The organism is Bacillus cereus group sp. BfR-BA-01349 (assembly GCF_022663795.1).
Classification (GTDB): Bacteria; Bacillota; Bacilli; order Bacillales; family Bacillaceae_G; genus Bacillus_A; species Bacillus_A cereus.
Window position 1 is genome coordinate 17,434 of sequence record NZ_JAKUGE010000051.1, and the last position, 23,748, is coordinate 41,181.

The window sequence follows — 23,748 nt, forward strand, 5'->3', positions numbered from 1 at the left end:
TTATTAAATAGATAAAGGAGATAAGGCATGGGGTTAATTTATAAAGTTGCTGATCAAGATTGGGAATTTGAAAGTATACATAAATTAAATTATAAAACTTTTGTAGAAGAGATACCACAACATGAAGAAACGAAAGACCGCTTTCGTATAGATCGGTTTCATAAAGAAAATACATATTTAATTTGTATAGATGAGGATAGATTAGTAGGTATGGTCGCAGTGCGGGGAAAACGACCATTCTCGTTAGATTATAAAATCTCAAATTTAGATGTTTATTTGCAAGAGCATGGAGAAAAAGTGAATGAAATTCGTTTACTTTCAGTAGAACGTGAATATAGAAATGGAAGAGCGTTGTTAGGATTAATTCGTTTTCTACATCGTTATTTGCTTCTAAACGGATATGAATTAGCGCTCATTTCTGCAACAACACGTGAACTAGCTTTATATGAGCAAATGGGATTCAAATCTTTCCATACGTTAGTTGGTACAGAAGAAGCAGCCTTCCAGCCAATGTATGTTACCCCTGCTATGTTTGAAGAGTCGAGTGTTGGGGGGATTATGACGAAAGAATATACGTTTTTACCGGGTCCAGTAGATATTGAAGAGAACGTTCGAAAGGCATTTTCTACGAGGCCTATTTCGCATCGCTTTAAGTCATTTCAAGTGATGATGGACAATGTAAAAAAACGGTTATTTCACATGACAAAAGCAAAACATGTACAGCTTATGTTAGGAACAGGGACGTTAGCAAATGATGCGATTGCTTTACAGTTACGTTCTTTAAAAGGGAAAGGACTAGTATTAACAAATGGAGAATTTGGAAATAGATTAGTTGGACATGCAAAACGAGCACGGTTACATTTTGATACTTATAAAAAAGAAATGGGAGAGCCGTTTATTTATAACGAATTAGAAGAAATAATAACAACTGGAAATTATGAATGGATTTGGTTTGTTCATCATGAAACATCTACTGGAATGTTAAACGATTTAAACGAGCTAAATACTCTTTGTAACGAGAATCAAATGAAACTATGTGTAGATTGCATAAGCTCAATTGGAGCAATACCATTAGACTTGAAGGATGTGTATTTTGCAAGTGGTGTTAGCGGTAAAGCAATTAAATCATATACAGGAATTTCTTTCGTTTTTCATAACCACATTGTAAAAATAAACGAGGCTGTGCCGGCCTATATGGACATTGGCATGTATGAAGAAAATGAAAGTATTCCATACTCACAATCATGGAATTTAATTTATGCATTGCAAGAAGCGTTGAAGAGATTTGAAGATGAAAAGGCATTTGTAAAAATTAAAGAGACATTCGATTATGTTGAAGAAGTTATTACTGATATGGGTTTAAAGCTTGTTTCACCTAAAGAACATGCCGGGCCAATTATACTTACTATTGTATTGAGCGAAGATCATTCTTCTAAAGTAGTAGGCGATGCATTAGCATTACAAGGATACATCGTTCATTATGAGTCATCTTATTTACAAAAGAATAATTGGATTCAAATTGCATGTTTAAATCATTATAAAGAACGTGATATGAAGAGAATGTTAAATTGTTTGCAAATGTGTTTATTTCAGAGTGGGGTACATATATAAAGACTTTTTCTTTTCGTATAAAGGAGCTACGACTTACGAAAACTTAGAAATAGAACAGTGGAAGAGGTGTCAGTATGATAACTAGAAAACTACGATTACATATAGACGATATTAAAAAAGCTCACAAAATTCTAGATAGAAATGCTCGTAAAACGCCATTAGTAAAATCTTTTTACTTGACTAGTAAAACGGGCGGAGAAATTCATTTGAAATTAGAAAATATGCAATTAACGGGTTCGTTTAAATTCGGTGGCGCATTTAATAAAATGTCGCGGCTCACGGATCAAGAAAAAGAAAGAGGTGTAATTGCATGTTCAGCAGGTAATCATGCACAAGGAGTTGCATTATCTGCTCATTTACTCGGTATTAAGAGTAAAATTGTTATGCCAATTTCTGCACCGCAGGCGAAAGTTGAAGCAACAAAAGGATATGGATCTGAAGTGATTTTACATGGTGAAACCTTTGATGATGCAAAGGCAAAATGTGAAGAAATTATAAAGGAAACAGGTGAAACATACTTACATCCATATGATGATGTAGAGGTAATGGCTGGTCAAGGTACAATTGGATTAGACATTCTTGATGATATGTGGGATGTAGATACTGTCATTGTACCAATAGGTGGAGGCGGAATTATTTCTGGTATTTCTGTAGCATTGAAATCTTTTAATCCATCCATTAATATAATTGGTGTCCAAGCAGATAATGTTCATGGAATGAAGGCATCTTACGATAAAGGCGCAATCGTAGAACATTATGAGGCGCCTACTATTGCAGATGGTTGCGCAGTTAAAATACCAGGAGAATTAACATTTGAAATTGTAAAAGAATTAGTAGATGATATTGTAACTGTATCAGAAAAAGAGCTGGAAGTAGCGATGAAAGATTTATTACAACGTGGGAAAGCTGTTGTAGAAGGTGCAGGTGCATTAGCAACTGCTGCACTTCTTGCAGGAAAAGTTGATAGCTATATAAAAGGAAAAAAAGTAGTAGCGGTTATATCTGGTGGGAACGTAGACTTACAGCGCATATCAAGTGTATGTGAGCACTTTTTTGTCGCTAATGAAGTGAAATAGCTTTATAAAAGAAGAGCTAAGAGAAATAGTCTTAGCTCTTACTTTTTGCCTACTGTTTACTGTAAGTAGCAATAAAATTGCAAAATTTGCTGTTTAAAAATTATTTTATTTAAGCGCCTATTTTTACACATATCTTTAATGTTACAATAATTATTTCAATATTGTCGAAACGTAAGCAGAAATTTAATATAATAGTTTTAATGTGCTAATGAGCGGTGAGGAGGGCAGGTCATGAATAAAGAAGAACAGGTCATGAACGGTTTCAGGGAATTATATAATAAGCTGGTTTGGCTTAATAAAGATAAGATGGAAGAAGGTCTTAAAGGTTTTAAGTCTTCTGAAGTCCACTGCATTGAATATATTGAAAACAATGCAGATTCTAACGTGACGCAACTCGCAGAGGCTTTTTATGTGACTCGCGGTGCTATAAGTAGAATGACTAAGAAGCTCATACAAAAAGGCCTTGTTGAAAGCTACCAAAAGTCAGAAAATAAGAAAGAAATTTATTTTAGGCTTACCGAACAAGGGAAAGAAATTTATAAAATCCATGAAGATCTGCACAAAGAGTTTCAAGAGCGGGATAAAGCTGTATTTGAACAAGTAACTGAAGAAGAATTCAACAGTATAATTAGCTTTGTGGAAAAGTATAGTAGACATTTGGATGTAGAAATAAAGAAACAAGGTATACATATTAAATCGTAAAACATTTTAAGAATAAATGGCAGCCTTACTCTAATATGAGAATAGGCTGCTTTTTTATCATTTCATTTTTGTTGACTAATCAACAAAACGGAGTTATCATTTTGTTGACAAAGCAACAAAACATTTTAAGGAGAGAAGTTAAATGTCTATATTTAGAACACAAAATGAAAGGGAAACTGAAAAAAGCATAGATAAACATGCTTTACTATTCGGACTTATTTCTGTATTTCTTTGTGGTATAGGTTTCAGTATCATCATGCCTGTAGTCCCATTCTTAGTACAGACATATACAAGTAATCCGGAAGAACAAGCATTAGTTGTTACACTACTAACTTCCGTATATGCGGCCTGCGTGTTTTTAGCTGCTCCAGCACTCGGGGTTTTAAGCGATAAGTATGGCCGTCGTCCATTACTTTTAATATGCTTATTTGGTTCTGCAATTGGGTACTTAGTTTTTGGCATAGGAGGAGCTTTATGGGTATTATTTGCTGGACGGATAATAGAAGGTATAACAGGTGGGAGCATAAGTACTATCTTCGCATATTTTGCAGACATCATTCCGAAAGAGCAGAGAACGAAATACTTTGGATGGGTGAGTGCAGTTGTAGGTGCGGGAACTATTATTGGACCAACTCTTGGGGGCTTACTTGCAAAGTTTGGTCATTCTGTACCTTTATACTTTGGAGCGTTCATAACTTTATTAAATGTTTTATATGGTATGAAATACATGCCTGAGAGTCTTGACAAAAATAACAGGTTAAAAGAGATTACTTTTGTAAGGTTAAATCCTTTTGCACAGCTAGCAAATATACTTTCCATGAAAAATTTAAAATGGTTACTTGTCTCAGCGTTTTTACTTTGGATACCTAACGGATCTTTACAAGCAATTTTCACGCAATTTACAATGGATACTTTCAGTTGGAAACCTGCATTAATCGGACTTATGTTTTCAATTTTGGGCTTTCAAGATATTGTTTCACAAAGTTTTATAATGCCAAAGCTTTTAATCAAGCTTAGTGATAAACAAATGGCAATTCTTGGGGTGGTTTCGGAGATTATAGGATACAGTTTTATTGCAGCATCAGCTGTATTTTCACTCTCTCCACTACTTATCGTTGGAATGCTAATGTTTGGTTTTGGGGATTCAATTTTCGGTCCTTCATTCAACGGGATGCTTTCAAAGTCTGTCAGTTCTAATGAACAAGGAAGGATTCAAGGTGGAAGCCAATCTATTCAAGCTTTAGCAAGAATGATTGGTCCGATTATTGGAGGACAAATCTATGTATCATTTGGTCATGCCGCACCTGCTTTTATGGGTATGATTCTTATAGTAGCGGCAATGTCAGTTTTGTATAAGGGAATGCATGCAACTGTATAACAGATAGATATAAGAACAAATAAAAGGGAGTCAGAACTTAGGGACAAGTGCTGATTCCCGATTTGTTTACGGTTTGAGAGCTAAGAGAAATGCTTTTGTTTAGGAATTTATTCTGCTATGCTCTCATGGTGAAGGGTAATATTCAGTGAGGTGGAACTATCATTAATTACAGTTAGCTTTATTTGAAAGTAAAAAGGTAGGTAAATGACTAGATAATTTCATTATGCTTGTGCTGAAGTAAATAATGACTCCATCTTTACTTTGCTCTTTTCTCGAATTTCAGCATCTGCGTGTCTCATAACGTATTTATGCGCTACAGCGATTGCTAAAACATCATCTAATAAGCCAATCCCAATAATAGCAGCTATATCTGGAATGAAATCGATTGTTAATACGTAATAAGATAAAGCGGCTAATATTATGAATTTCGCCTTAGTAGGTAATTCTTTCTTTTTCATTGTGTAGAATAAAATAATACTTTCATATACGCTAGATTTACCGAGGTTTACAGAGCTTTTTTTGAACTTTTTCCAAAGTGTCTGTTTCTCCATATAAACACTCCTTTTACAAAAACATAGATTTTTTAAAAGGATGGACAAAGAAGTGAGAGATTAATCAATTTTATTGTTTTTCTTAATTATATATTTCCATAAAAATAGGGGATTACCTGTTTAAAATAATATAATGTGGATTATACAATGATTCACAGTGTTCCGTTACAGAGTATATATATTGTAAGGTGTATGTGGATGATTTAGTTATTATTATGCATTTTATAAGCGGTATGGGGGAAGCAAAATGAAAATAATAGAACTACCAATTGAATTCGAATTTAACGGGCAAAAACAATGTGTTTATCCAAGTTTAATTATAGTACATAATGAATTAACATTAGTCGATACAGGATATACAAGTTTTTTACCTTTAATTGAAAATGCAATATTAAAACATGGATATGAGATGAAAAACTTAAAAAATATAATTATTACTCATTATGATGATGATCATCTAGGGGCTTTATATGATTTCAAAGTGAAATATCCTCACATTAATATTATTGCTAGTGAAATTGAATCTAACTATATTAGTGGTGATATAAAATCAGAGAGGTTAGTTCAAGCTGAAGAAATGTTAGAACGTATGCCAAATGAAGAAAAAGAATTTGGTAAATGGTTTATACAACAGTTAAAAAATATAAAACATATTTCCGTCGATGAAAAAGTGCATGATGGTCAAATGATTTTGAATAATGAATGTCAAATAGTAGCGACGCCAGGACATACTTCGGGGCATATTTCATTATATTTTCCGAATTTAGATTGTGTAATTACGGGAGATGCGGCTGTTCAAGAGAATCGTGAGTTAGTAATAGCTAATCCGGATTTTTGCTTAGATATAGAAAAAGCGGAAGAGTCATTAAATAAGATTAAAAGTCTTAAAGCAGCAGAGTATTATTGCTACCATGGAGGAAAACTTACTGTATAAAATAATGAAAACCGGTCTTTCCTAAATCGAAAAGATCGGTTTTTTAGTTCATATATTTTGCGATTTCAACTAAATTAGTAACATTATATTTCGGTAAAATTGAAATATATATGTAAAGAAGAATATATAATTTGAGCAAGAGTATAGGGGGGAGAAAATGGGTTCGTTATTTGATATAATAGCAGATATCATTTTATTTTATCCTCGAAATGACATGAAATTGAAACACCATATCGCAAAATTAAGTGAATTAGAGTGGTTTCGAAATCTACATGAAGATCCGAAGTATACAAGTTTAATTTGGAGTAATAGAAAAATTAAAAAGCATATTTTGACTTCTATAAATATGGAAACATTAATAAAATCCGAGAAAAACCAAAAAGAATTTGTCCATCTAGTACACGATGAATATAAAAAAAGAAGATAAGAATTTTTTTATTTTTCATATTTAGTGAAACAAATGGTACAATGAAAGCTAATGTGAAAAATAAGGAAAAGAAGTGGTCTATTTGAAAAACTTTTTAGAATTAGGAATTAGTGAAACTTTTAATCATACATTACGTGAAAATGGAATTACAGAAGCAACACCAATTCAAGAGAAGGCAATTCCTGTTATTATGTCAGGTAAAGATATTATTGGGCAGGCGAAAACAGGAACGGGTAAAACGTTAGCATTCGTGTTACCGATTTTAGAAAAAATCGATCCAGAGTCTAGTGATGTTCAGGCTTTAATTGTTGCACCAACAAGGGAGCTAGCACTGCAAATTACAGCTGAAATTTAAAAAATGCTTGTTCAAAGAGAAGATATTAATGTACTAGCGATTTATGGTGGACAAGATGTAGCGCAACAGTTAAGAAAATTAAAAGGTAATACACATATTGTTGTAGCGACACCGGGGCGATTATTAGATCATATACGACGTGAAACAATTGATTTAAGTAATCTTTCAACGATTGTATTAGATGAAGCGGATCAAATGCTTTATTTTGGTTTCTTATATGATATTGAAGATATTTTAGATGAGACACCTGATAGTAAACAAACGATGTTATTCTCAGCAACGATGCCAAAAGATATTAAAAAATTGGCGAAGCGTTATATGGACGAGCCGCAAATGATTCAAGTACAAAGTGAAGAAGTAACGGTAGATACAATTGAGCAGCGTGTCATTGAGACGACAGATCGTGCAAAGCCAGATGCACTTCGTTTTGTTATGGATCGTGATCAGCCATTTTTAGCTGTTATTTTCTGCCGTACAAAGCTTAGAGTAAGTAAACTTTATGATAATTTAAAAGGACTAGGTTATAATTGTGCTGAACTTCATGGTGATATACCTCAAGCGAAACGTGAAAGAGTTATGAAGAGTTTCCGCGAAGCTAAAATTCAGTACTTAATCGCAACGGATGTAGCAGCTCGTGGACTTGATGTAGATGGTGTAACGCACGTATTTAACTTTGATATCCCTGAAGATGTAGAAAGTTATATTCACCGCATTGGCCGAACAGGACGTGCAGGTGGATCAGGTCTTGCAATTACGTTCGTTGCAGCGAAAGATGAAAAACATTTAGAAGAAATTGAAAAAACGTTTGGTGCACCACTGCAAAGAGAAATAATCGAACAACCGAAGATAAAACGTGTAGATGAAAATGGAAAACCGGTACCAAAGCCGGCTCCGAAGAAATCAGGTCAAAATCGTCAAAGAGATAGCCGCGAAGGTTCAAGAAGTGAATCAAGACGTGATTCGAGAAATAGCTCGAGAAGTGATTCAAGAAATAGTTCTAGAAATGAAAATAACCGATCATTTAATAAACCAAGTAATAAAAAAGGTAGTACAAAGCAAGGTCAGCAAAGACGTGGTCGTTAAATAGTTATAATTGTAAAAGAGTCGCAAAATATTGTGGCTCTTTTTTTGTTTGTATACAACAAGGATGATGGCAAGAAAAAACAAAAATTTCATTCACCGTATTTGAAATTTATAAAGGAAATTTTATAGTCCAAAACCAGTAGAGCAAGGGTATTACTACCATGTTGTCATTCAAGAACAAGTGCAACTTATGCATGAAAAATATTTAAGCGGAAAAATCGAGAGAAAGCAATTTGTAACATATTCAAACGGTACGGGAATGTTATGCAGTAGCAAAAGAGAACGGAACTTATTATGTCTACTATTTCGGCAGAACACTTTGGTTGAAAGAAAAGGTATTAAAGTGAGCGAGTATTTTCATTACACGTTCCGCAATTATCGAAAGGGAACAAGAGAAGTTTATGAAGGATTAAACTCGTATTGGTTTACGATCGTTGGAAACTGGAAAACTAATTTGTTAGTTTTGATCAATGAGGAAATCGAGAAGCACCACTGCCATCCTTATGGGGAAATTGCTTATGACGATGAAGGTAATGTAGTGATAATATGCGAAATAAGAAAAAAGGACTAGCAGTCGTACCTGCCGTCCTTTAATAGGAGAAAAAGTAATCTTGTTTAGAACTACGCATAAACAGAAAATCTGCTTGTAATTAGTTTTACCCTAAATATACATGTCTATACAAAAAAGGGATAAGTAAAAGATACTTATCCCCGGAAGGGAAATCCCAAGCACCAAAATGGCTCGTATTGGTCTGCAGGTTCAAAAGTAGTATATGTAAAACGAAAAATCTCATACAAAAAGCAGACAACGATTTTGGTTGTCTGCCAGTGAGTTCAATGAGTTAGCTAATTGTGATAATTTGCATCCCCATTGCGAGAAGAGTGAAGCTGCTAGTTCAAACAGCTTGTTGGTATTATTTTCGATTTCTTAAAAAATATACAGAGAAAGCAGATAAGTGAAGAACCTACCTGCTTTTGCTGTAACAAAAGAAAGAGGTATTAGCCGTGGACACGGCGGCTTGAAAATAGTATGTATTTTTATTTGAAAAATATTCACGGGGTGAAGAAACGTGGAATGTTTGATAAAGGTGTTTGTGAAATTAATCAGCTAATTAGTAAAACAAAATAGTTATTTGGAAGAAAAGGAAAATGAATATGAGATGAATTGAAGCTGTTGAAGAATTACTTGAAGTGATGAAAGAATGCTTTTGGAACGGAACATCTTTAAAGGGTGAAGCTAATGATTTTAATATTGTATCTTGGCTGATTGAAGAAGCGACGCGTAAAACAAAATAAAGATTTCATTTTGTAGCAATGGAGAATAGATATGTGTACTTATTGGGGGAAAGTAGATAAAGAGTTCTTTAAGAGGCAAGAACCGGAACAAAATAAAAGAGCGGCTAGCAAAAGCTAACTGCTCAATACAAGGAGATACAGAGAAGACTACTTTAAATGAATGTTGGCATACAGCCTACATACAGTATTGACCGAATATTTATTTTAAATTCAATTTATTTAAAGTAAACATCCCAACAGATAAAATGGTTGCGCCTGCTACAGAACCTAGCCAGTCTCTACAGCCTAATGTATTTAAAGATGCATCTGCTAAATCCGTAATTAAGAAGATAGCAAACATTAATACACCAAATGCTAAGCATCCCCAAAATGTTTGCAAATATTTAATCATCTTCTTTCGGAACTTGCTCATATAAATCACCCTTATTAATAATTTATATTTTTATAAATAAATTATCGCATGTGCAAAAATTAAAAGTGCAAAATATGCAATATTACATATTGGAACTCAACAAAATACTCCATTGATAAGTACATAGATCGAACGGAGGGGAACCGTATCGTATGAATCAATTGTCATTTTTTGAAGTCATCGATGTAAAGGAGATGCGCTGACTTGTGGTGAAGGAGCTGAAAAACTACAAAGTATTGTGCGTCTGGATAAAGAATCGAGAAAAATAGGATCAAGCGGAGGGCATCGTTCTTTTCCTAAAATGAAAGGTGACGATAAGAAACATGAGATACGTTTTAAACAAATTGAGCGGACGTTAAAAAATAAAAATTTATAAAGGAAATAGAAAGTATGGTGTTGTATATGTACGATAATAGGAAACTTTTTGCAAACTAAACATATAATTTTAATAGACCGACAGTCGGTCTGGTGGGAAGGAGAACTTGAATGCGAATTGTAAAGGAGTATGAGGAGCGTAGAAAGGAAATTTTAGAAACAGCTGAGCGTTTGTTTCTTACGAAAGGTTATACGAAAACAACCGTGAATGATATTTTAAAAGAAATTGGTATAGCAAAGGGGACGTTTTATCATTATTTTAAGTCGAAGGAGGAAGTAATGGATGAAATCATTATGAGGATTATTAAAGAGGATGTCACTAAGGCGAAAAGGATTGTCTCCAATCCCGATATCCCCGTTTTAGATAAGTTATTTAAAATTTTAATGGAACAATCACCAAAATCAGGAGATGTAAAAGAAAAAATGATCCAACAATTTCATCAACCAAATAATGCAGAAATGCATCAGAAAAGTTTAGTGCAATCCATTATACATTTATCTCCTGTATTAACGGAAGTTTTAGAGCAAGGAATAGAAGAAGGCATATTTTCTACTCCATACCCACAAGAAACAATTGAATTATTACTCTCTTCAGCACAAGTCATATTTGATGATGGTTTATTCCAGTGGAAAACGGAAGAAATGATGAGAAGAGCTAAGGCTTATATTAAAATGATGGAAGTATCTGTTGGAGCGAAAGAAGGGTCCTTTAATTATATGATCGAAGTTTTAATGAAACAGAAATAGCTTTTTTCTGTTTGGGTATTATAGACCGGCAGTCGGTCTAGGCTAAATGAAGGATGTGATGAGGATGCCAGCAAGTATTCAATCTTCCTTGAAAGATTTTCACTTAATGGTAAGTGGTCAAATTATTACTATTTTAGGTTCAACACTATTACGTTTTGCACTGTCTTTATATGTGCTAGATATAACAGGACGTGCCGATATATTTGCAGGGTTATATGCCATAACGAGTATCCCGTTTTTGTTAGCTCCTCTTGGCGGAGCGATAGCAGATCGTTTCAACCGCCGTAATGTAATGGTCATTTTGGATTTTATAAACGCTGCTATTGTATTAAGTTTTATAGTTTTGTTATTAACTGAATCGGTATCTATTTTATGGATTGGAACAATTATGTTTTTACTAGCAGTTGTTAGTGCAATGTACGCACCAGTTGTTATGGCAAGTATTCCGCAATTAGTTCCAGAGAAAAAGTTAGAACAAGCAAACGGTATCATAAATGGTGTGCAAGCATTATCTAATATAGTTGCTCCTGTATTAGGAGGAATATTATATGGCATAATTGGTTTGAAAATGCTCGTAATAACAAGTTGTCTTGCTTTCTTTTTATCTGCGATTTTAGAAATGTTTATTACAATACCATTTATAAAAAGAATACAGGAAGGCCATATCGTACCTACAATTGTAAAAGATATGAAAGAAGGTTTTCTTTATGTTTTAAAGCAACCTTTTATTTTGAAGGCTATGTTACTAGCAGCTTTACTAAACTTAATTTTGACACCGTTATTTGTTGTTGGGGGACCTATTATGTTACGAGTAACTATGCAGAGTAGCGATACGATGTATGGAATTGGAATGGGATTAATTGATTTCGCAACCGTATTAGGGGCATTGTCAATCGGTTTCTTTGCTAAAAAGTTACAGATGAAAACATTATATAATTGGATGCTTATCATAGCTTTATTAGTAATGCCAGTGGCACTATCAGTTACACCGTTTATTCTTAATTTAGGATACTATCCACCATTTATCCTCTTTATACTTTCTTCTCTTCTAATCGCAATGATTATGACAATTGTATCCATCTATGTGATTACTGTAGTCCAAAAGAAAACACCAAATGAAAATCTAGGAAAAGTGATGGCAATTATAGCAGCGGTATCTCAATGTATGGCACCAATTGGGCAAGTCGTATATGGTTTTATGTTCGAAGGATTCAGTACGAAAATTTATTTACCTATATTTGCTATTAGTTTCATAATGACAATAATAGCTATATTGACGAAGAAAATATTAAGAAATGAAGGGAACTAGCTTCATATGCTTAGAGTATTAGCGAAACCCAACCCTAATCAATTCTTCATCATTTATTTCAATTACGAATCTATATTCTTTGTCTAATAGCCAGTAATAAAAACTGACTGCATCAACGTCAACTAGTGATTGGAATACTTTATCAAGATTTGTACTTACTACAGGGATTTCATAGTTATCCCATATTATAAAAATCTGTTCGTCAAAATCTAGTTGGTTTGCTCTAATAAGGGAAATTAGTTGTTCTTTGTTCGAAGCTATGAATTGATTATCTATCTGTTCCCAATCTATTCTTCCCGATACAGTTATAGGAAATGAATTCATTAAAATAGTAGCAATCTGCTGGCTTTTTTCTTGGGAGAAAATGAGAGTTTCGTTTCCTAGGGATTCAAGGTATTCACTAAACAAAGGGTTTGTGTCATTGTTGTTTTTGGTTTTCAGTGCTCTTAACTTTTGTCGCAATTTCCATTGTCTTGACGATTTATCATCCATTTTTAACATTCCTTATACAATTATTTAAGAATGAGTATAGCATATAAGGGAAGTCTTTATGAAAAGGAACTTTTTAAATATAAATTAAACAAAAGCGTTATTTGAAAAAAAAGCCTTTTAAGGAAAGATAAGAGGCCATCAAAAAATATAACAACATGAAAATTTTATATTATGTATATACAATTTAAAGAGTTAGTGGAAATAAAAAAATGTATAAAATTCTTATAAAAAAGCCCTAGGATTAGGGGATCTAGGGCTTCCTCTGTTGGTATATCTCACACGACATTATAAAAAGAAAAGAACTTAATGAAGATAACACATGAATGTTTCGTAAATGTATCAAAAAAGTGAACAAAAGCGTTATTTTATTAGAAAAGTATGATTATATGAAATATCATGCATGAAAGAAGAGGCGTTAGCAAAAATATCCATTAACGAAATCAGCTTTATTTTTCAGCAAAGTAACCTTCTTAAGTGACTCATATTGTAAAGGTAGCAGCGAAAACAGAAAGAGTTCTTTTTATGGCGGACGGAGAAGTTGTTAGTGAAATACAACTAGGCAAGTTTAGGAATGATGATTTAAAAGCGCGAGAAGAGAAGTTGTTAAAATGGTTAGCTGTACTCGGATTTTAAAGACAAAAACTCCTATTGAATATAGGAGTTTTTTCTTTGTTTGAAAGTTCAAAAAGATATATAATAATTTTCTAACTATTAATTCGTGGAGGGGTGTTAATGAAAAATGAAATGTTACACACACAAGAAGACATTTTAAAAATGCTTGATTCATTATTAAGACCTGCAGAACCATTTTGGAATGAGTTTTATGAGAATAGAGAAAAGGATGTTCCGTTTTTTGAAAATGTTCCAGATGAGAATCTAGTTTCGTATATACAAAAAGAGAGAGTTTCAAAAGGGAAGGTATTAGAACTTGGATGTGGTCCAGGTAGAAATGCCATTTATTTAGCGACTCAAGGATTTGATGTAACAGCAGTGGATTTATCTGTAGAAGGCATTAATTGGGCTAAAGAAAGGGCATTGGCAAAAGAGGTAAAAATTCATTTTATTTGTGATTCAATTTTTAATTTAGAGGTTCAAAACGAATTTGATTTTGTATATGATTCGGGCTGTTTGCATCACATTCCACCGCATAGAAGAATAAATTATGTGGATTTAATTAAAAATTCATTAAAATCGGGTGGTTATTTCGGATTAACATGTTTTGCGGCAGGCGATTTAGATGAGCGAAATGGATCGGAAATAACAGATTGGGACGTATATAGAGGGTGGAGTCTACAAGGTGGTCTTGCATACTCGGAAGAAAAGTTAAGAGAGATATTTAAAGAATTTGAGGTAATTGAGATTAGAAGGATGAAACAAATGAAACAACCGAAAGAAATGTTTGGAGAATCATTTCTTTGGACAGCATTATTTAAGAAGAAATAATAAAGTAGATAATTGACAAACTCATCGTTTTTATAGACAATATATTAAAAGGAACATACGTTTGTTTTTTGGTGGCGTATGTTTTACATAAATACATAGCAAGGGGCTGTCTCCATATGAGTAACGCAAATCAAAAAATTACTACATTTTTAATGTTTGAGGGCAAAGCTGAGGAAGCGATGAATTTTTATACGTCGCTATTTGATCAATCAGAAATTGTAAGTATTTCTCGCTACGATGAAAATGGACCTGGTAAAGAGGGAACTGTAATTCATGCAACTTTTACGCTAAATGGCCAAGAGTTTATGTGTATTGATAGTTATGTAAATCATAATTTCACATTCACTCCAGCTATGTCTCTTTATGTAACTTGTGAGACAGAAGAAGAAATTGAAATGGTCTTTCATAAATTAGCGCAGGATGGAGCGATTCTTATGCCTTTAGGTTCTTATCCGTTTAGTAAAAAGTTTGGCTGGTTAAATGATAAGTATGGTGTATCTTGGCAGTTAACTCTTGCTGAATAAAAAAAGAAAAAGCGTAGCTTATTTGTTTGTAAAAGATGTTCATCTTGTATGGAATGAAGTTTCTAGGGTTTTAAAGAATAAAGGTGTTCTTATTGCTGGATTTACAAATCCGTTACTATGGATTTTTGATGATAACCAAGAGCAAAAAGGTATTCTGGATGTTAAACATTCAATTCCTTCATCAACATTGGATTATTTACCAGAGGATGAAGTTCAAGATTACATCGATTCAAATCAAACAATAGAATATGCGCATACTTTAGAAGACCAAATCCAAGGTCAAATTGAAGCTGGTTTTGCTATAACAGGTTTTTATGAGGATGATTTTGGTGGAACAAGGATATTAGATAAGCATATTAAAACATTTATTGCGACAAAAGCTATAAAGTTAAAGATGGATTAAGAATTTTTGCTTGTCACACGGGGCGTTAGTCGAAGAAGGCTCTTAAAATAGAAAAGGATGGTGCTTTCCATCCTTTTCCTTATGTATTTTGAGTGTCGAAACTATTCTCAAAACAAGCTTTACACTACTAGTTGTATAATTAGGTTATGCTTTTATATTAAGAATTTTGCTGACCGAATCTTTTCCCGAGTTTAGCTAACAATTCAGGTTGATCGCTTTGGCTCATTATAACTTCAATAAAGATAAGTTGATTCTTATTAAAAGTTATATTTGCTAAGGTTTCTGCTAATTCTGCTTCATTTTCTACTTTAAATGTTAGACTTTTTTCTTCTGATCCAAATATCATTGATAGTTTATTGTAATCCCACATCTGTATGTCATTATAAGGTTGGTTTTGGCCGTGAATGGCACGTTCAACAGTGTATCCGTTGTTATTGATTAAAAATATAATCGGTTTTAAATTTTGACGTAGTATAGTTGATAACTCTTGGGCAGTTACTTGGAAAGAACCATCACCAATAATTAAAATGTTGCGCCGTGATAAATTGGCGAGCTGTGTACCAAGTAGAGCGGGCAGTGTATATCCGATAGATCCCCATAACGGTTGTCCTACATATGCAGTGTTATTAGGTAGAGGGATAGCAGCGCTACCAAAGAAAGGTGTTCCTTGCTCTACAATTAAGACGTCGTTTTCTTGTAAGAAATGGTATATATGCTGCCAAAAACGTTTTTGTGTGACCATTTGTGCTTTTGGATTGAACTCTTCAGTAAAAGGTGATGATTCTAAAATAAATGGCTTAATGTCAAGGGTATTTTTATTACGATGCTCAATTAAATCACTTAAATGTTGTAAAACATCCTGCATTGCAACTGGACCGTATTTTTTATCTATAATTTTCACAGTGTAGGGATGGATTTCTATCACTTGTTCTTTTGTAAAACCTTGTGTGAAGCCGCCTGTAATAGTATCAGTTAACTTCACACCAATACTAATAATACAATCAGACTCATCAATTCTTTTTCGCAAGTACGGAGAACTTACATCACCAGTATAAACACCTATAAATTGAGGGTGTTTTTCTGGGAATATTCCTTTTCCCATACTTAACGTCGCGATGGGAAACCCAGTTTTTTCTACGAATTGATGTAAATTTTCTTTAGCGTGAAATCGATCTACTTCAAAATCAGCTAAAATAACAGGTTTTTTGGCGTTTTTTATTTTTGAAGTGGCATGTAGAAGCATTTTATCCAACGCTTCTTTATTACTTAAAATCGGTTTATATAAAATTGGTTCCGTAGGTTTATTAATTGGTTTATTATACACATCAATCGGCAAATTAATATGAACAGGGCGTTTTTCATTCCAACATGCACGTAAAACACGGTCAATTTCCTCAACAGCATGCTCAGGTGTTACATTTGTTTGTGCCACAGTGATTTCTCGATACATATTGGAAAAGTGGTCGAACTTTCCATCGCCTAACGTATGATGAACGATTGCTCCATTTTCCATTACTTTTGTTGGTGGCGTACCCGTGATTTTTATAACTGGTACGTTTTCTGCATATGAGCCAGCAATGCCGTTAATGGCGCTTAATTCTCCGACACCGAAAGTAGTAATAAGAGCAGCGATTCCTTTTATGCGAGCGTACCCATCTGCTGCATATGCAGCATTTAATTCATTACAATTGCCAATCCATTTTAAACTTTTATGTGCTATCACATCATCTAAAAAGGCAAGATTATAATCACCAGGAACCCCAAATATATGTTCAATTCCTAATTCGTGTAGTCTATCCAATAAATATGTACTTACAGTATATTGTTTTTTCAAATGAATCATCTCCTAATTATGCAATGAATGTTTCAATAGACTAAAGAAGTTCTAATGCGTTGATTAAAATATTCATTACTAGATTGTGGTATAATTTACATACAGGGGGAAAGTAGATGACACAACATAAAGAAGAGCAGATGAATGAGGCATTAGCATTATTTTATTTTGCATATAAAACATTTACTGAAAAGCCAGATGAAATTATAAAAGAATATGGCATTCAACGAGTACATCATCGAATTTTATTTTTTATCGCACGTTTTCCAGGGATAAGTGTAAATGAGTTATTATCACTATTAGAAATAAGTAAACAAGCTCTCCACGGGCCGCTACGTCAACTTGTGGAAAAGGGCTTAATTGAGAGTAATGAAGCTATGCATGATCGACGTGTAAAACAGTTGTCTTTAACAGAAAAAGGTACAGATTTAGAGAAAAAACTGAGTGATGTACAAAGACAACAAATGGGTGCTATTTTTTCAAAATTTGGTGAATCATGTGAGGACAATTGGCACCAAGTTATGAATGAAATGGCAAATAGCCGATCAGGTTTTGATGCTTGGATATCGAAACGGGAAATACCAGTCGATCAAAAATAATGAAAAAGCTTCTGTTTTTATCGTTTGAAAAAGAACAAATTTTATCCATACATTTGGCAACTATCGATTGGTCATAGGGTGAATGGATAAAAAGATACATTACTAGATACTTTATACGTGTACGTAATGGAACAATAAAATTCACATTTCCGAAAGGGGAATTATAATGATAAAACTTGTACTTATTCGTCACGGACAAAGTTTATGGAATCTTGAAAATCGCTTTACTGGATGGACAGATGTTGATCTATCAGAGAATGGATTAAGTGAAGCGAGAGAAGCAGGAGCAATATTAAAGAAAAACGGATATACTTTTGATGTGGCTTATACATCTGTATTAAAACGCGCAATTCGGACGTTATGGATTGTACTTCATGAGATGGATCTTACTTGGGTCCCAATACATAAATCTTGGAAGCTAAATGAAAGACATTATGGTGCATTGCAAGGGTTGAATAAAGATGAAACTGCTCAAAAATATGGTGAGGAGCAAGTTCATATTTGGAGAAGAAGTGTTGATGTAAGACCACCGGCTCTTACTGAAGACGATCCTCGATATGAAGCGACCGATCCAAGATATAAAACACTCAAAAAAGGTGAATTTCCATTAACTGAATGTTTAGAGGATACGGAGAAGAGAGTACTTGCTTATTGGCATTCAGAAATTGCGCCGACATTAAAAAGTGATAATAAAGTAATTATTTCATCACACGGTAACACAATTCGCTCGCTAGTAAAATATTTAGACAACCTTTCAAGTGATGGTGTAGTTTCATTAAATATTCCAACTAGCATTCCGCTTGTTTATGAATTAGACGAAAACTTAAGTCCGATTCGTCATTATTATTTAAGTATGGATGGAGAAGTACCTGAAGGGGAAATTCCGAAACATATTTCTTTTTAATACGAAAATTTGAAATGAATGCTTGTCTACATATACAATATAGACTCATGGTAAAGTGGAATTTTAATCAGTGGGGTCTTACTGCCCACAAATAGCAGGATAAAAGACGTGGTACCTTCTAATATATATGCGATGTAGCTAATTTTAGAAGCTTGTCCACGTCTTTTGTCATAAAGAGAGCAGCTTGCGCATGTAATGATATCGTGAGTAGTTTTTGAATGGAGGGTGATGTGATTAATGATCTCTAACATTCGAATTGGCTTATTTGTTTTAGCGATTGTCTTTGTAGTCCTTGTTTTCTTTTATTGGAAAAATGAAGAGTTGTACGAGGAGAAAAAGCAACGTATTAGAAAGACTTGGTATGGTTTGTTTATCATATCTGTCACCGTGTATTTCATGATAAAAGGAATCGATTTAACCCTCTGGAAAAATCTTTTAATGTTTACTGCAATGGTTATTTTTGTAGATATTGCATTCATTTTAACGCCTAATATTTCAGAAATATGGGGTGCGAAATTTAGCGATATTGGCAAGACAGTTCAATCCATAAAAAGATCATTAATTGCATCTAAAGCGAGAGGAGAAATATACACGACAATTATTCAAAATGTTAATCCAGCAGTATTCGGTACGATGGAATGGCATACGGGAGAGGAATATACAAAGAGCTTAAATGCATTTTTAGATTCATACGGGGAAAAGATTGGCGCGAAAACTGTTGTTTTTGAAGCCGCGAAAGAATTAAATACAAACTTTCGTGGTATTCGCTCGCAATTTAGTATTATCGTTCCGTTAGAACATATCGAGCAATTGAATGAGCAGAAAGCGGTGCAAGTAGAAAATGTCGGGGTTATACCAGCAAAAATAGTAAGTGACGTTTTCATTGTTATTGATGGAAAGAAAAATAACCTGCAAGATCGGGATTTTGAAAATGTATATAATTTAACAATACATCATAGTTATTTTAGTAAATAAGGACAGAATCTTTTTCTGTCCTTTTCTTCTATACATAAATTAAAAACAAAATCCGACAAAGTTGAATAAAATTGGACAATCATTCCTACACTAGCATGTAGAGGTGATTGTAGTGGTAAAAGATTATGACAATGATTTTTTTAAAGAAGATAACGAAGATACAACAGATTTCTCTTTAATAAAAGGGGATACGTTGCAGCAAGTAGAAGAATTAGAAGAAGAATTAAAAAGAAAATCATAAGTGTACACTCTTTCTACATTTGCTATATAATATAAATAAAAGGTTGTATCTTTTTGAAAAGGGGGAGAAGAGATGGCTGAAGTCAATGTACAAAAGTCTTCGTTTTTTAAAGAAAAAAAAGAAGAATCCAATACAGATTTCTCTCTTGTGAAAGGTGCATTAACGGAGAATATAAATCGGTTAGAGAAACTGATGAATAATAGTAGTTCAAAATATATACAGGTGAAAAAAACAAAAGAAAATGCATAGAGCATTTTCTTTTGTTTTTTTATTTAATAGTAAACTTATCTTTTACTTTTTCAGGTAAATCTGCTTTCTGAATCTCTTCATAGGACTTTACTTCAATTGATGATATTTCATTTTTGCTATTATCATCTTGATCTACATAAAGGCGTAAAAACGCGTCTTCATTTAATTTATGGTTGTTTTCTTTTTTTGTACTTCTAAATGTAATTTGTTTTTTGACACCATCTTCATCATATGCGGGCAGCGTATAGTTTCGTAAGTTTCTACCATCTACTTTTTCGATAGTTCCTTCGCCTTTTATCTGCATGTAATATACATCCTTACCAATTCTATTTAGTGACGCTCTCTCACAGCCAATAGTAAAACTAAAAAATAATAAACATAGTGTAATAATTGCTAAAAACTTTTTCATTTTCTTTATCTCCTTTAATGTGTTTCTTTAAAAAGAATACGACTATTATTAAATGAGAAAAATCGATATAGCTTACAACGCCCTTACAATATTGTAAGAGTGTTGTACATAAAATGAACAATAAAAGTTAAAAGAAAGGTAAAATAATGAATCATGGTATAATGATAAAAGACTTACATACTATTTTTTCATTTTGAGAGGAGCTTGAAAAATGTATTCTACTTTAGAACAATTAACAAAGCACCCTGTATTTTATCATTTTGCAGAAATTTCAAAGATTCCTAGAGGATCAGGTAATGAAAAGGAAATTAGTGATTATTTAGTGGGCTTTGCAAAAGAGCGTAACTTGGAAGTCATTCAAGATGAAGCATTAAATGTTATTATTAAAAAAGAAGCAACAGCTGGTTATGAAAATGTACCAGCTATTATTATTCAAGGTCATATGGATATGGTTTGCGAAAAAAATCAAGCAACAGTACATGATTTTGAAAAAGATCCAATTGAATTACGAATCATTGGGGACATGTTATATGCAAATCAAACAACTCTAGGTGCTGATAATGGTATTGCAGTTGCGTATGCATTAGCTTTATTAGATTCAAAAGAAATTCCGCATCCAGCACTTGAAGTCGTTATCACTACTGAAGAAGAAACGACAATGGGCGGGGCTTTTGCTATTGATCCAAATCATTTTGAAGGAAAGATATTTATAAATATTGATTCTGAAGAAGATCATAAATTACTTGTAAGTAGTGCAGGTGGTGCGAAAGCTGTTGAAACAATTCCCGTAATTTGGGATGAAACGCCAGCGAATATGGATGCATACCGTCTATATGTTGGTGGTCTAAAAGGCGGCCATTCTGGTATGGAAATTGATAAGCAACGCGGTAATGCGAACAAAGTATTAGGACGAGTATTACGTGATTTATCAGTACATACGGAGTTTTACATAAGTGAAGTTCACGGCGGATTAAAAACGAATGCAATTCCGCGTGAAAGTGTAGCTACAATTTTAATTCGTACAGAAGATGTAGGACAAGTAGAAGAAAAACTAGAATCATGGACACGTGTATTACAAGAAGAAATGCGTGCTGTTGATCCAGATGTTCATGTTACACTGACAAAATTGGATGAAAAAGTTGAAAAAGTATTTGCTAAAGAGACACAAAAGCAGCTTATTTCATCATTATTCTTAATTCCGAATGGCATTCAAAGTATGAGCATGGATATTAAAGGTCTTGTAGAAAGCTCAACAAATTTAGGCGTTATTGAAACGTTGCAAGATGAAATTAAATTACGTAACGAAGTGCGAAGTTCTGTAAGTAGTTTAAAACAACATGTTGCAGAAGAAATCAAATATATTGCTGAATTAGTTGGTGGTACATTTGAAATAGAGTCAGAGTATCCAGAATGGCCATACAATCCAAACTCACAAATTCGTAATTTATTTGAAAAAGTACATCAAGAAAAATACAATAAAGAAATTGAAATCTTCGCTGTACATGCGGGGATTGAGTGTAGCGCATTCGTTCAAAAGATGCCTGAATTAGATGCAATTTCATTCGGACCAGACATTTTCAACGTCCACACTCCAGATGAACATATCAGTATTTCTTCTGTAGTGAATAACTGGGGATTCTTCATTGATGTAATGAAGGGTACGAAAGAATTAGCTAAGTAATAACGACGAAATAAAAAGGAGTCTATAAAAATTTATAGGCTCCTTTTTTGTATTGGAATTTATCCCGCTATTTGCCGGGCAGCCCGATTGGTTTAACTAATAATCAGTGGGGGTGAATAAAACGCACATTGATTATTAGTGAACCATATTTTAATAATTTCTCGTATTGTGGTACAAGTTTGTAAAAGAAACTATAAATCCATATAATTAGTAATTGTAACTATATCAATTTTACATTACATTAAAAGTTGGAAAATATTCTTATACTCATAAAGTGTTACATTTGAGGGAGGAAAGATGGAATTCTACAATCTTGGTATTATTATTAAAGAACTTAGAAAGAAAAAAAACATGTCACAATCTGAATTATGTCATGGAATATGTTCACAAAGTCAAATTAGTAAGATAGAAAAAGGTATTATTTATCCATCTAGCATATTGTTGTATCAATTATCTGAAAGACTTGGTATTGATCCAAATTATATATTCGCACTAACCAAAAATAAAAAAATAAAATATATTGAAAATGTAAAATGTGTAATGAGAGATTGTGTAAAACAAAAACAATATAATGAGCTTTACGAAATAGTAAAAAAAGAGAAAAATGATGATAATTTCCAATCAAAAGAAGATAAACAATTTCTATTATGGCATGAAGCGATTGCTATATATTATGTAAATGGAGCAACAAGTAATGCTTTTGACATTTTAAATAGAGCACTAAAACAAACCTTAAGTAGTACTAACTTTTTATCAGAAAAAGAAATAAGCATAATGAATTCAATTGCTATAATACATGCAGAAAATGAAGAGTATGAGAAAAGTATAAATATATTAAAACAAAGTTTAATTAATTTTAATAAGATAGAATTTCCTAGAGAAAAAGAAATCAAATTAAGACTCATTCATACGTTAACAAAATGTTTACACCTTGCAAATCAATATGAAGAAGCAATAAAGTATAGTGAAATAGGCATAAAATTAGCCATAAATATGAATACTTTATACTTATTAGGTGAATTGTTTTTTGAAAAAGGTGCAATTTTATTGAAAGTTCAGCACTCTAATGAAGTTGGTTTAACAGACATAAAAAAAGCATTATTTATATTTGAACTAACTGAAAGAAAACAATATATAAAAATGATCAAGGAAAAATATATTAAAAATCAAGAATAAACAAGAAAGAATTTTAACATAAACTATTCCTAATTGTTATTTATTTCTAAAAAAAGTACTGTAATACGAACTATTCCTAATTGTTGTTTATTGCTAAAATGAATACCGTAATATTAGATAAATATAAAGGGTGGCATTTTATGAAATCAAGAGGAATTACTCGTAAAGCAGATAGTATGGGGCGTATTGTTATTCCAATGGAAATAAGACGGAGTTTAGGAATTGTAGAAAAAGATTCTCTTGAAATGTTTATAGAAGAGGATCAGATTATTTTACGAAAATATCAATCTCCAAGAGCTTGTGCACTTACAGGAGATATTTCAGACAGCAATATTTCGTTAGCGAATGGGAAGATTATTGTAAGTCCAAACGGGATGGAACTGTTAATAAAGAAGTTACAGCAATATCTTTTAAAGTAAAAGGTAAGTAAGAACTTTAAAATAGAATATACTTGGAAAAAGTCCTCTATCATTTGAACTGAACCCAAAAAATTAGACAAATATATTAAGCAGCTACTAAGGATTGAACTCTGTATTGCACAGGGGACAATCCTTTTAGTTTT

The 23,748-nt window shown here is 33.0% G+C and carries 23 protein-coding genes and 3 pseudogenes; 21 read left to right on the forward strand and 5 right to left on the reverse strand.

From position 1 onward, the window contains the following. The first annotated feature begins 27 nt into the window (after window positions 1-27). The 4 genes from MR169_RS22620 (at window position 28) to MR169_RS22635 (ending at window position 4,767) form a co-directional block, all read left to right on the forward strand. Window positions 28-1,611 carry an aminotransferase class V-fold PLP-dependent enzyme gene (locus tag MR169_RS22620; protein ID WP_242320069.1) on the forward strand — a complete coding sequence of 528 codons (1,584 nt, stop codon included), beginning with the start codon at window positions 28-30 and terminating at the stop codon, window positions 1,609-1,611. A gap of 74 nt (window positions 1,612-1,685) precedes the next feature. After that, on the forward strand, window positions 1,686-2,687 hold the full coding sequence (gene tdcB, locus MR169_RS22625) for a bifunctional threonine ammonia-lyase/L-serine ammonia-lyase TdcB (RefSeq protein ID WP_242320070.1): 1,002 nt from the start codon (window positions 1,686-1,688) through the stop codon (window positions 2,685-2,687). 231 nt (window positions 2,688-2,918) lie between these two features. Further along, a complete protein-coding gene (locus MR169_RS22630; RefSeq protein WP_001030903.1) occupies window positions 2,919-3,389 on the forward strand; it encodes a MarR family transcriptional regulator in 471 nt (156 codons plus the stop codon). A gap of 142 nt (window positions 3,390-3,531) precedes the next feature. Beyond that, window positions 3,532-4,767, forward strand: coding sequence for an MFS transporter (locus MR169_RS22635; RefSeq protein ID WP_242320071.1), 1,236 nt, complete (start codon window positions 3,532-3,534; stop codon window positions 4,765-4,767). 221 nt (window positions 4,768-4,988) lie between these two features. Here MR169_RS22635 and MR169_RS22640 read toward each other — a convergent pair whose 3' ends face one another. Continuing rightward, window positions 4,989-5,318 carry a YkvA family protein gene (locus MR169_RS22640; RefSeq protein WP_000415089.1) on the reverse strand — a complete coding sequence of 110 codons (330 nt, stop codon included), beginning with the start codon at window positions 5,316-5,318 and terminating at the stop codon, window positions 4,989-4,991. Between the two features lie 247 nt (window positions 5,319-5,565). Here MR169_RS22640 and MR169_RS22645 point away from each other — a divergent pair, with 247 nt between their 5' ends. From MR169_RS22645 to MR169_RS22655, 3 genes and pseudogenes are all read left to right on the forward strand, one after another. Continuing rightward, window positions 5,566-6,252 (forward strand): MBL fold metallo-hydrolase, encoded by a 687-nt coding sequence (locus tag MR169_RS22645; protein WP_061664839.1) that lies wholly within the window; start codon window positions 5,566-5,568, stop codon window positions 6,250-6,252. A gap of 157 nt (window positions 6,253-6,409) precedes the next feature. Next, window positions 6,410-6,679 carry a hypothetical protein gene (locus tag MR169_RS22650; RefSeq protein WP_016117919.1) on the forward strand — a complete coding sequence of 90 codons (270 nt, stop codon included), beginning with the start codon at window positions 6,410-6,412 and terminating at the stop codon, window positions 6,677-6,679. Window positions 6,680-6,752: 73 nt separating this feature from the next. Beyond that, window positions 6,753-8,117 (forward strand): annotated as a pseudogene (locus MR169_RS22655) (DEAD/DEAH box helicase). 1,495 nt (window positions 8,118-9,612) lie between these two features. On the opposite strand, the gene MR169_RS22660 reads toward MR169_RS22655, so the two are convergent. Continuing rightward, window positions 9,613-9,825, reverse strand: coding sequence for a hypothetical protein (locus MR169_RS22660; RefSeq protein ID WP_061664877.1), 213 nt, complete (start codon window positions 9,823-9,825; stop codon window positions 9,613-9,615). A gap of 486 nt (window positions 9,826-10,311) precedes the next feature. Here MR169_RS22660 and MR169_RS22665 point away from each other — a divergent pair, with 486 nt between their 5' ends. Then, on the forward strand, window positions 10,312-10,947 hold the full coding sequence (locus tag MR169_RS22665; RefSeq protein WP_086408716.1) for a TetR/AcrR family transcriptional regulator: 636 nt from the start codon (window positions 10,312-10,314) through the stop codon (window positions 10,945-10,947). Between the two features lie 64 nt (window positions 10,948-11,011). Then, the gene (locus MR169_RS22670) at window positions 11,012-12,256 is read left to right on the forward strand and encodes an MFS transporter (RefSeq protein WP_242320072.1); all 1,245 of its coding nucleotides are present in this window, start codon (window positions 11,012-11,014) and stop codon (window positions 12,254-12,256) included. Between the two features lie 18 nt (window positions 12,257-12,274). On the opposite strand, the gene MR169_RS22675 is transcribed toward MR169_RS22670, so the two are convergent. Next, window positions 12,275-12,748: a CDI toxin immunity protein gene (locus MR169_RS22675; RefSeq protein WP_242320073.1), complete on the reverse strand. Its 474-nt coding sequence runs from the start codon at window positions 12,746-12,748 to the stop codon at window positions 12,275-12,277. A 474-nt stretch (window positions 12,749-13,222) separates the two neighbouring features. Between MR169_RS22675 and MR169_RS28535 the strand changes: the two are divergent. The 4 genes and pseudogenes from MR169_RS28535 to MR169_RS22695 all read left to right on the forward strand — a co-directional run. After that, window positions 13,223-13,381: pseudogene (locus MR169_RS28535) on the forward strand (ABC transporter ATP-binding protein); the annotation flags it as partial. A 99-nt stretch (window positions 13,382-13,480) separates the two neighbouring features. Continuing rightward, a complete protein-coding gene (locus tag MR169_RS22685) occupies window positions 13,481-14,191 on the forward strand; it encodes a class I SAM-dependent methyltransferase (protein WP_242320074.1) in 711 nt (236 codons plus the stop codon). 116 nt (window positions 14,192-14,307) lie between these two features. Further along, window positions 14,308-14,715: a VOC family protein gene (locus MR169_RS22690; RefSeq protein WP_000063588.1), complete on the forward strand. Its 408-nt coding sequence runs from the start codon at window positions 14,308-14,310 to the stop codon at window positions 14,713-14,715. Between the two features lie 13 nt (window positions 14,716-14,728). Next, window positions 14,729-15,118 (forward strand): annotated as a pseudogene (locus tag MR169_RS22695) (SAM-dependent methyltransferase); the annotation flags it as partial. Window positions 15,119-15,275: 157 nt separating this feature from the next. Here the strand turns inward: MR169_RS22695 and MR169_RS22700 are convergent. Then, window positions 15,276-16,961, reverse strand: coding sequence for an alpha-keto acid decarboxylase family protein (locus MR169_RS22700; RefSeq protein WP_242320075.1), 1,686 nt, complete (start codon window positions 16,959-16,961; stop codon window positions 15,276-15,278). Between the two features lie 107 nt (window positions 16,962-17,068). Between MR169_RS22700 and MR169_RS22705 the strand changes: the two genes are divergently transcribed. The 5 genes from MR169_RS22705 (at window position 17,069) to spoIISB (ending at window position 19,920) form a co-directional block, all read left to right on the forward strand. Continuing rightward, window positions 17,069-17,551 carry a MarR family winged helix-turn-helix transcriptional regulator gene (locus MR169_RS22705; protein ID WP_000191888.1) on the forward strand — a complete coding sequence of 161 codons (483 nt, stop codon included), beginning with the start codon at window positions 17,069-17,071 and terminating at the stop codon, window positions 17,549-17,551. A gap of 166 nt (window positions 17,552-17,717) precedes the next feature. Continuing rightward, window positions 17,718-18,455: a 2,3-diphosphoglycerate-dependent phosphoglycerate mutase gene (gpmA, locus tag MR169_RS22710; RefSeq protein ID WP_109140287.1), complete on the forward strand. Its 738-nt coding sequence runs from the start codon at window positions 17,718-17,720 to the stop codon at window positions 18,453-18,455. Window positions 18,456-18,692: 237 nt separating this feature from the next. After that, the gene (locus MR169_RS22715; protein WP_242320076.1) at window positions 18,693-19,430 is read left to right on the forward strand and encodes a type II toxin-antitoxin system SpoIISA family toxin; all 738 of its coding nucleotides are present in this window, start codon (window positions 18,693-18,695) and stop codon (window positions 19,428-19,430) included. A gap of 112 nt (window positions 19,431-19,542) precedes the next feature. Then, a complete protein-coding gene (locus MR169_RS22720) occupies window positions 19,543-19,671 on the forward strand; it encodes a hypothetical protein (RefSeq protein ID WP_000237818.1) in 129 nt (42 codons plus the stop codon). 72 nt (window positions 19,672-19,743) lie between these two features. Next, entirely contained in the window at window positions 19,744-19,920 is a 177-nt protein-coding gene (gene spoIISB, locus MR169_RS22725) for a stage II sporulation protein SB (RefSeq protein WP_000852627.1), read from the forward strand. 19 nt (window positions 19,921-19,939) lie between these two features. Here the strand turns inward: spoIISB and MR169_RS22730 are convergent, their stop codons facing one another. After that, window positions 19,940-20,329: a YxeA family protein gene (locus MR169_RS22730; protein ID WP_000713864.1), complete on the reverse strand. Its 390-nt coding sequence runs from the start codon at window positions 20,327-20,329 to the stop codon at window positions 19,940-19,942. Window positions 20,330-20,540: 211 nt separating this feature from the next. Between MR169_RS22730 and pepD the strand changes: the two genes are divergently transcribed. The 3 genes from pepD (at window position 20,541) to MR169_RS22745 (ending at window position 23,605) form a co-directional block, all read left to right on the forward strand. Next, a complete protein-coding gene (gene pepD, locus MR169_RS22735) occupies window positions 20,541-22,010 on the forward strand; it encodes a beta-Ala-His dipeptidase (protein WP_242320077.1) in 1,470 nt (489 codons plus the stop codon). Between the two features lie 297 nt (window positions 22,011-22,307). Next, complete coding sequence (locus MR169_RS22740; RefSeq protein ID WP_000397983.1) at window positions 22,308-23,186, forward strand: helix-turn-helix domain-containing protein; 879 nt, start codon at window positions 22,308-22,310, stop codon at window positions 23,184-23,186. A 140-nt stretch (window positions 23,187-23,326) separates the two neighbouring features. Further along, window positions 23,327-23,605, forward strand: a complete 279-nt coding sequence (locus MR169_RS22745; RefSeq protein WP_000842216.1) for an AbrB/MazE/SpoVT family DNA-binding domain-containing protein — start codon at window positions 23,327-23,329, stop codon at window positions 23,603-23,605. Window positions 23,606-23,748: the final 143 nt, after the last annotated feature.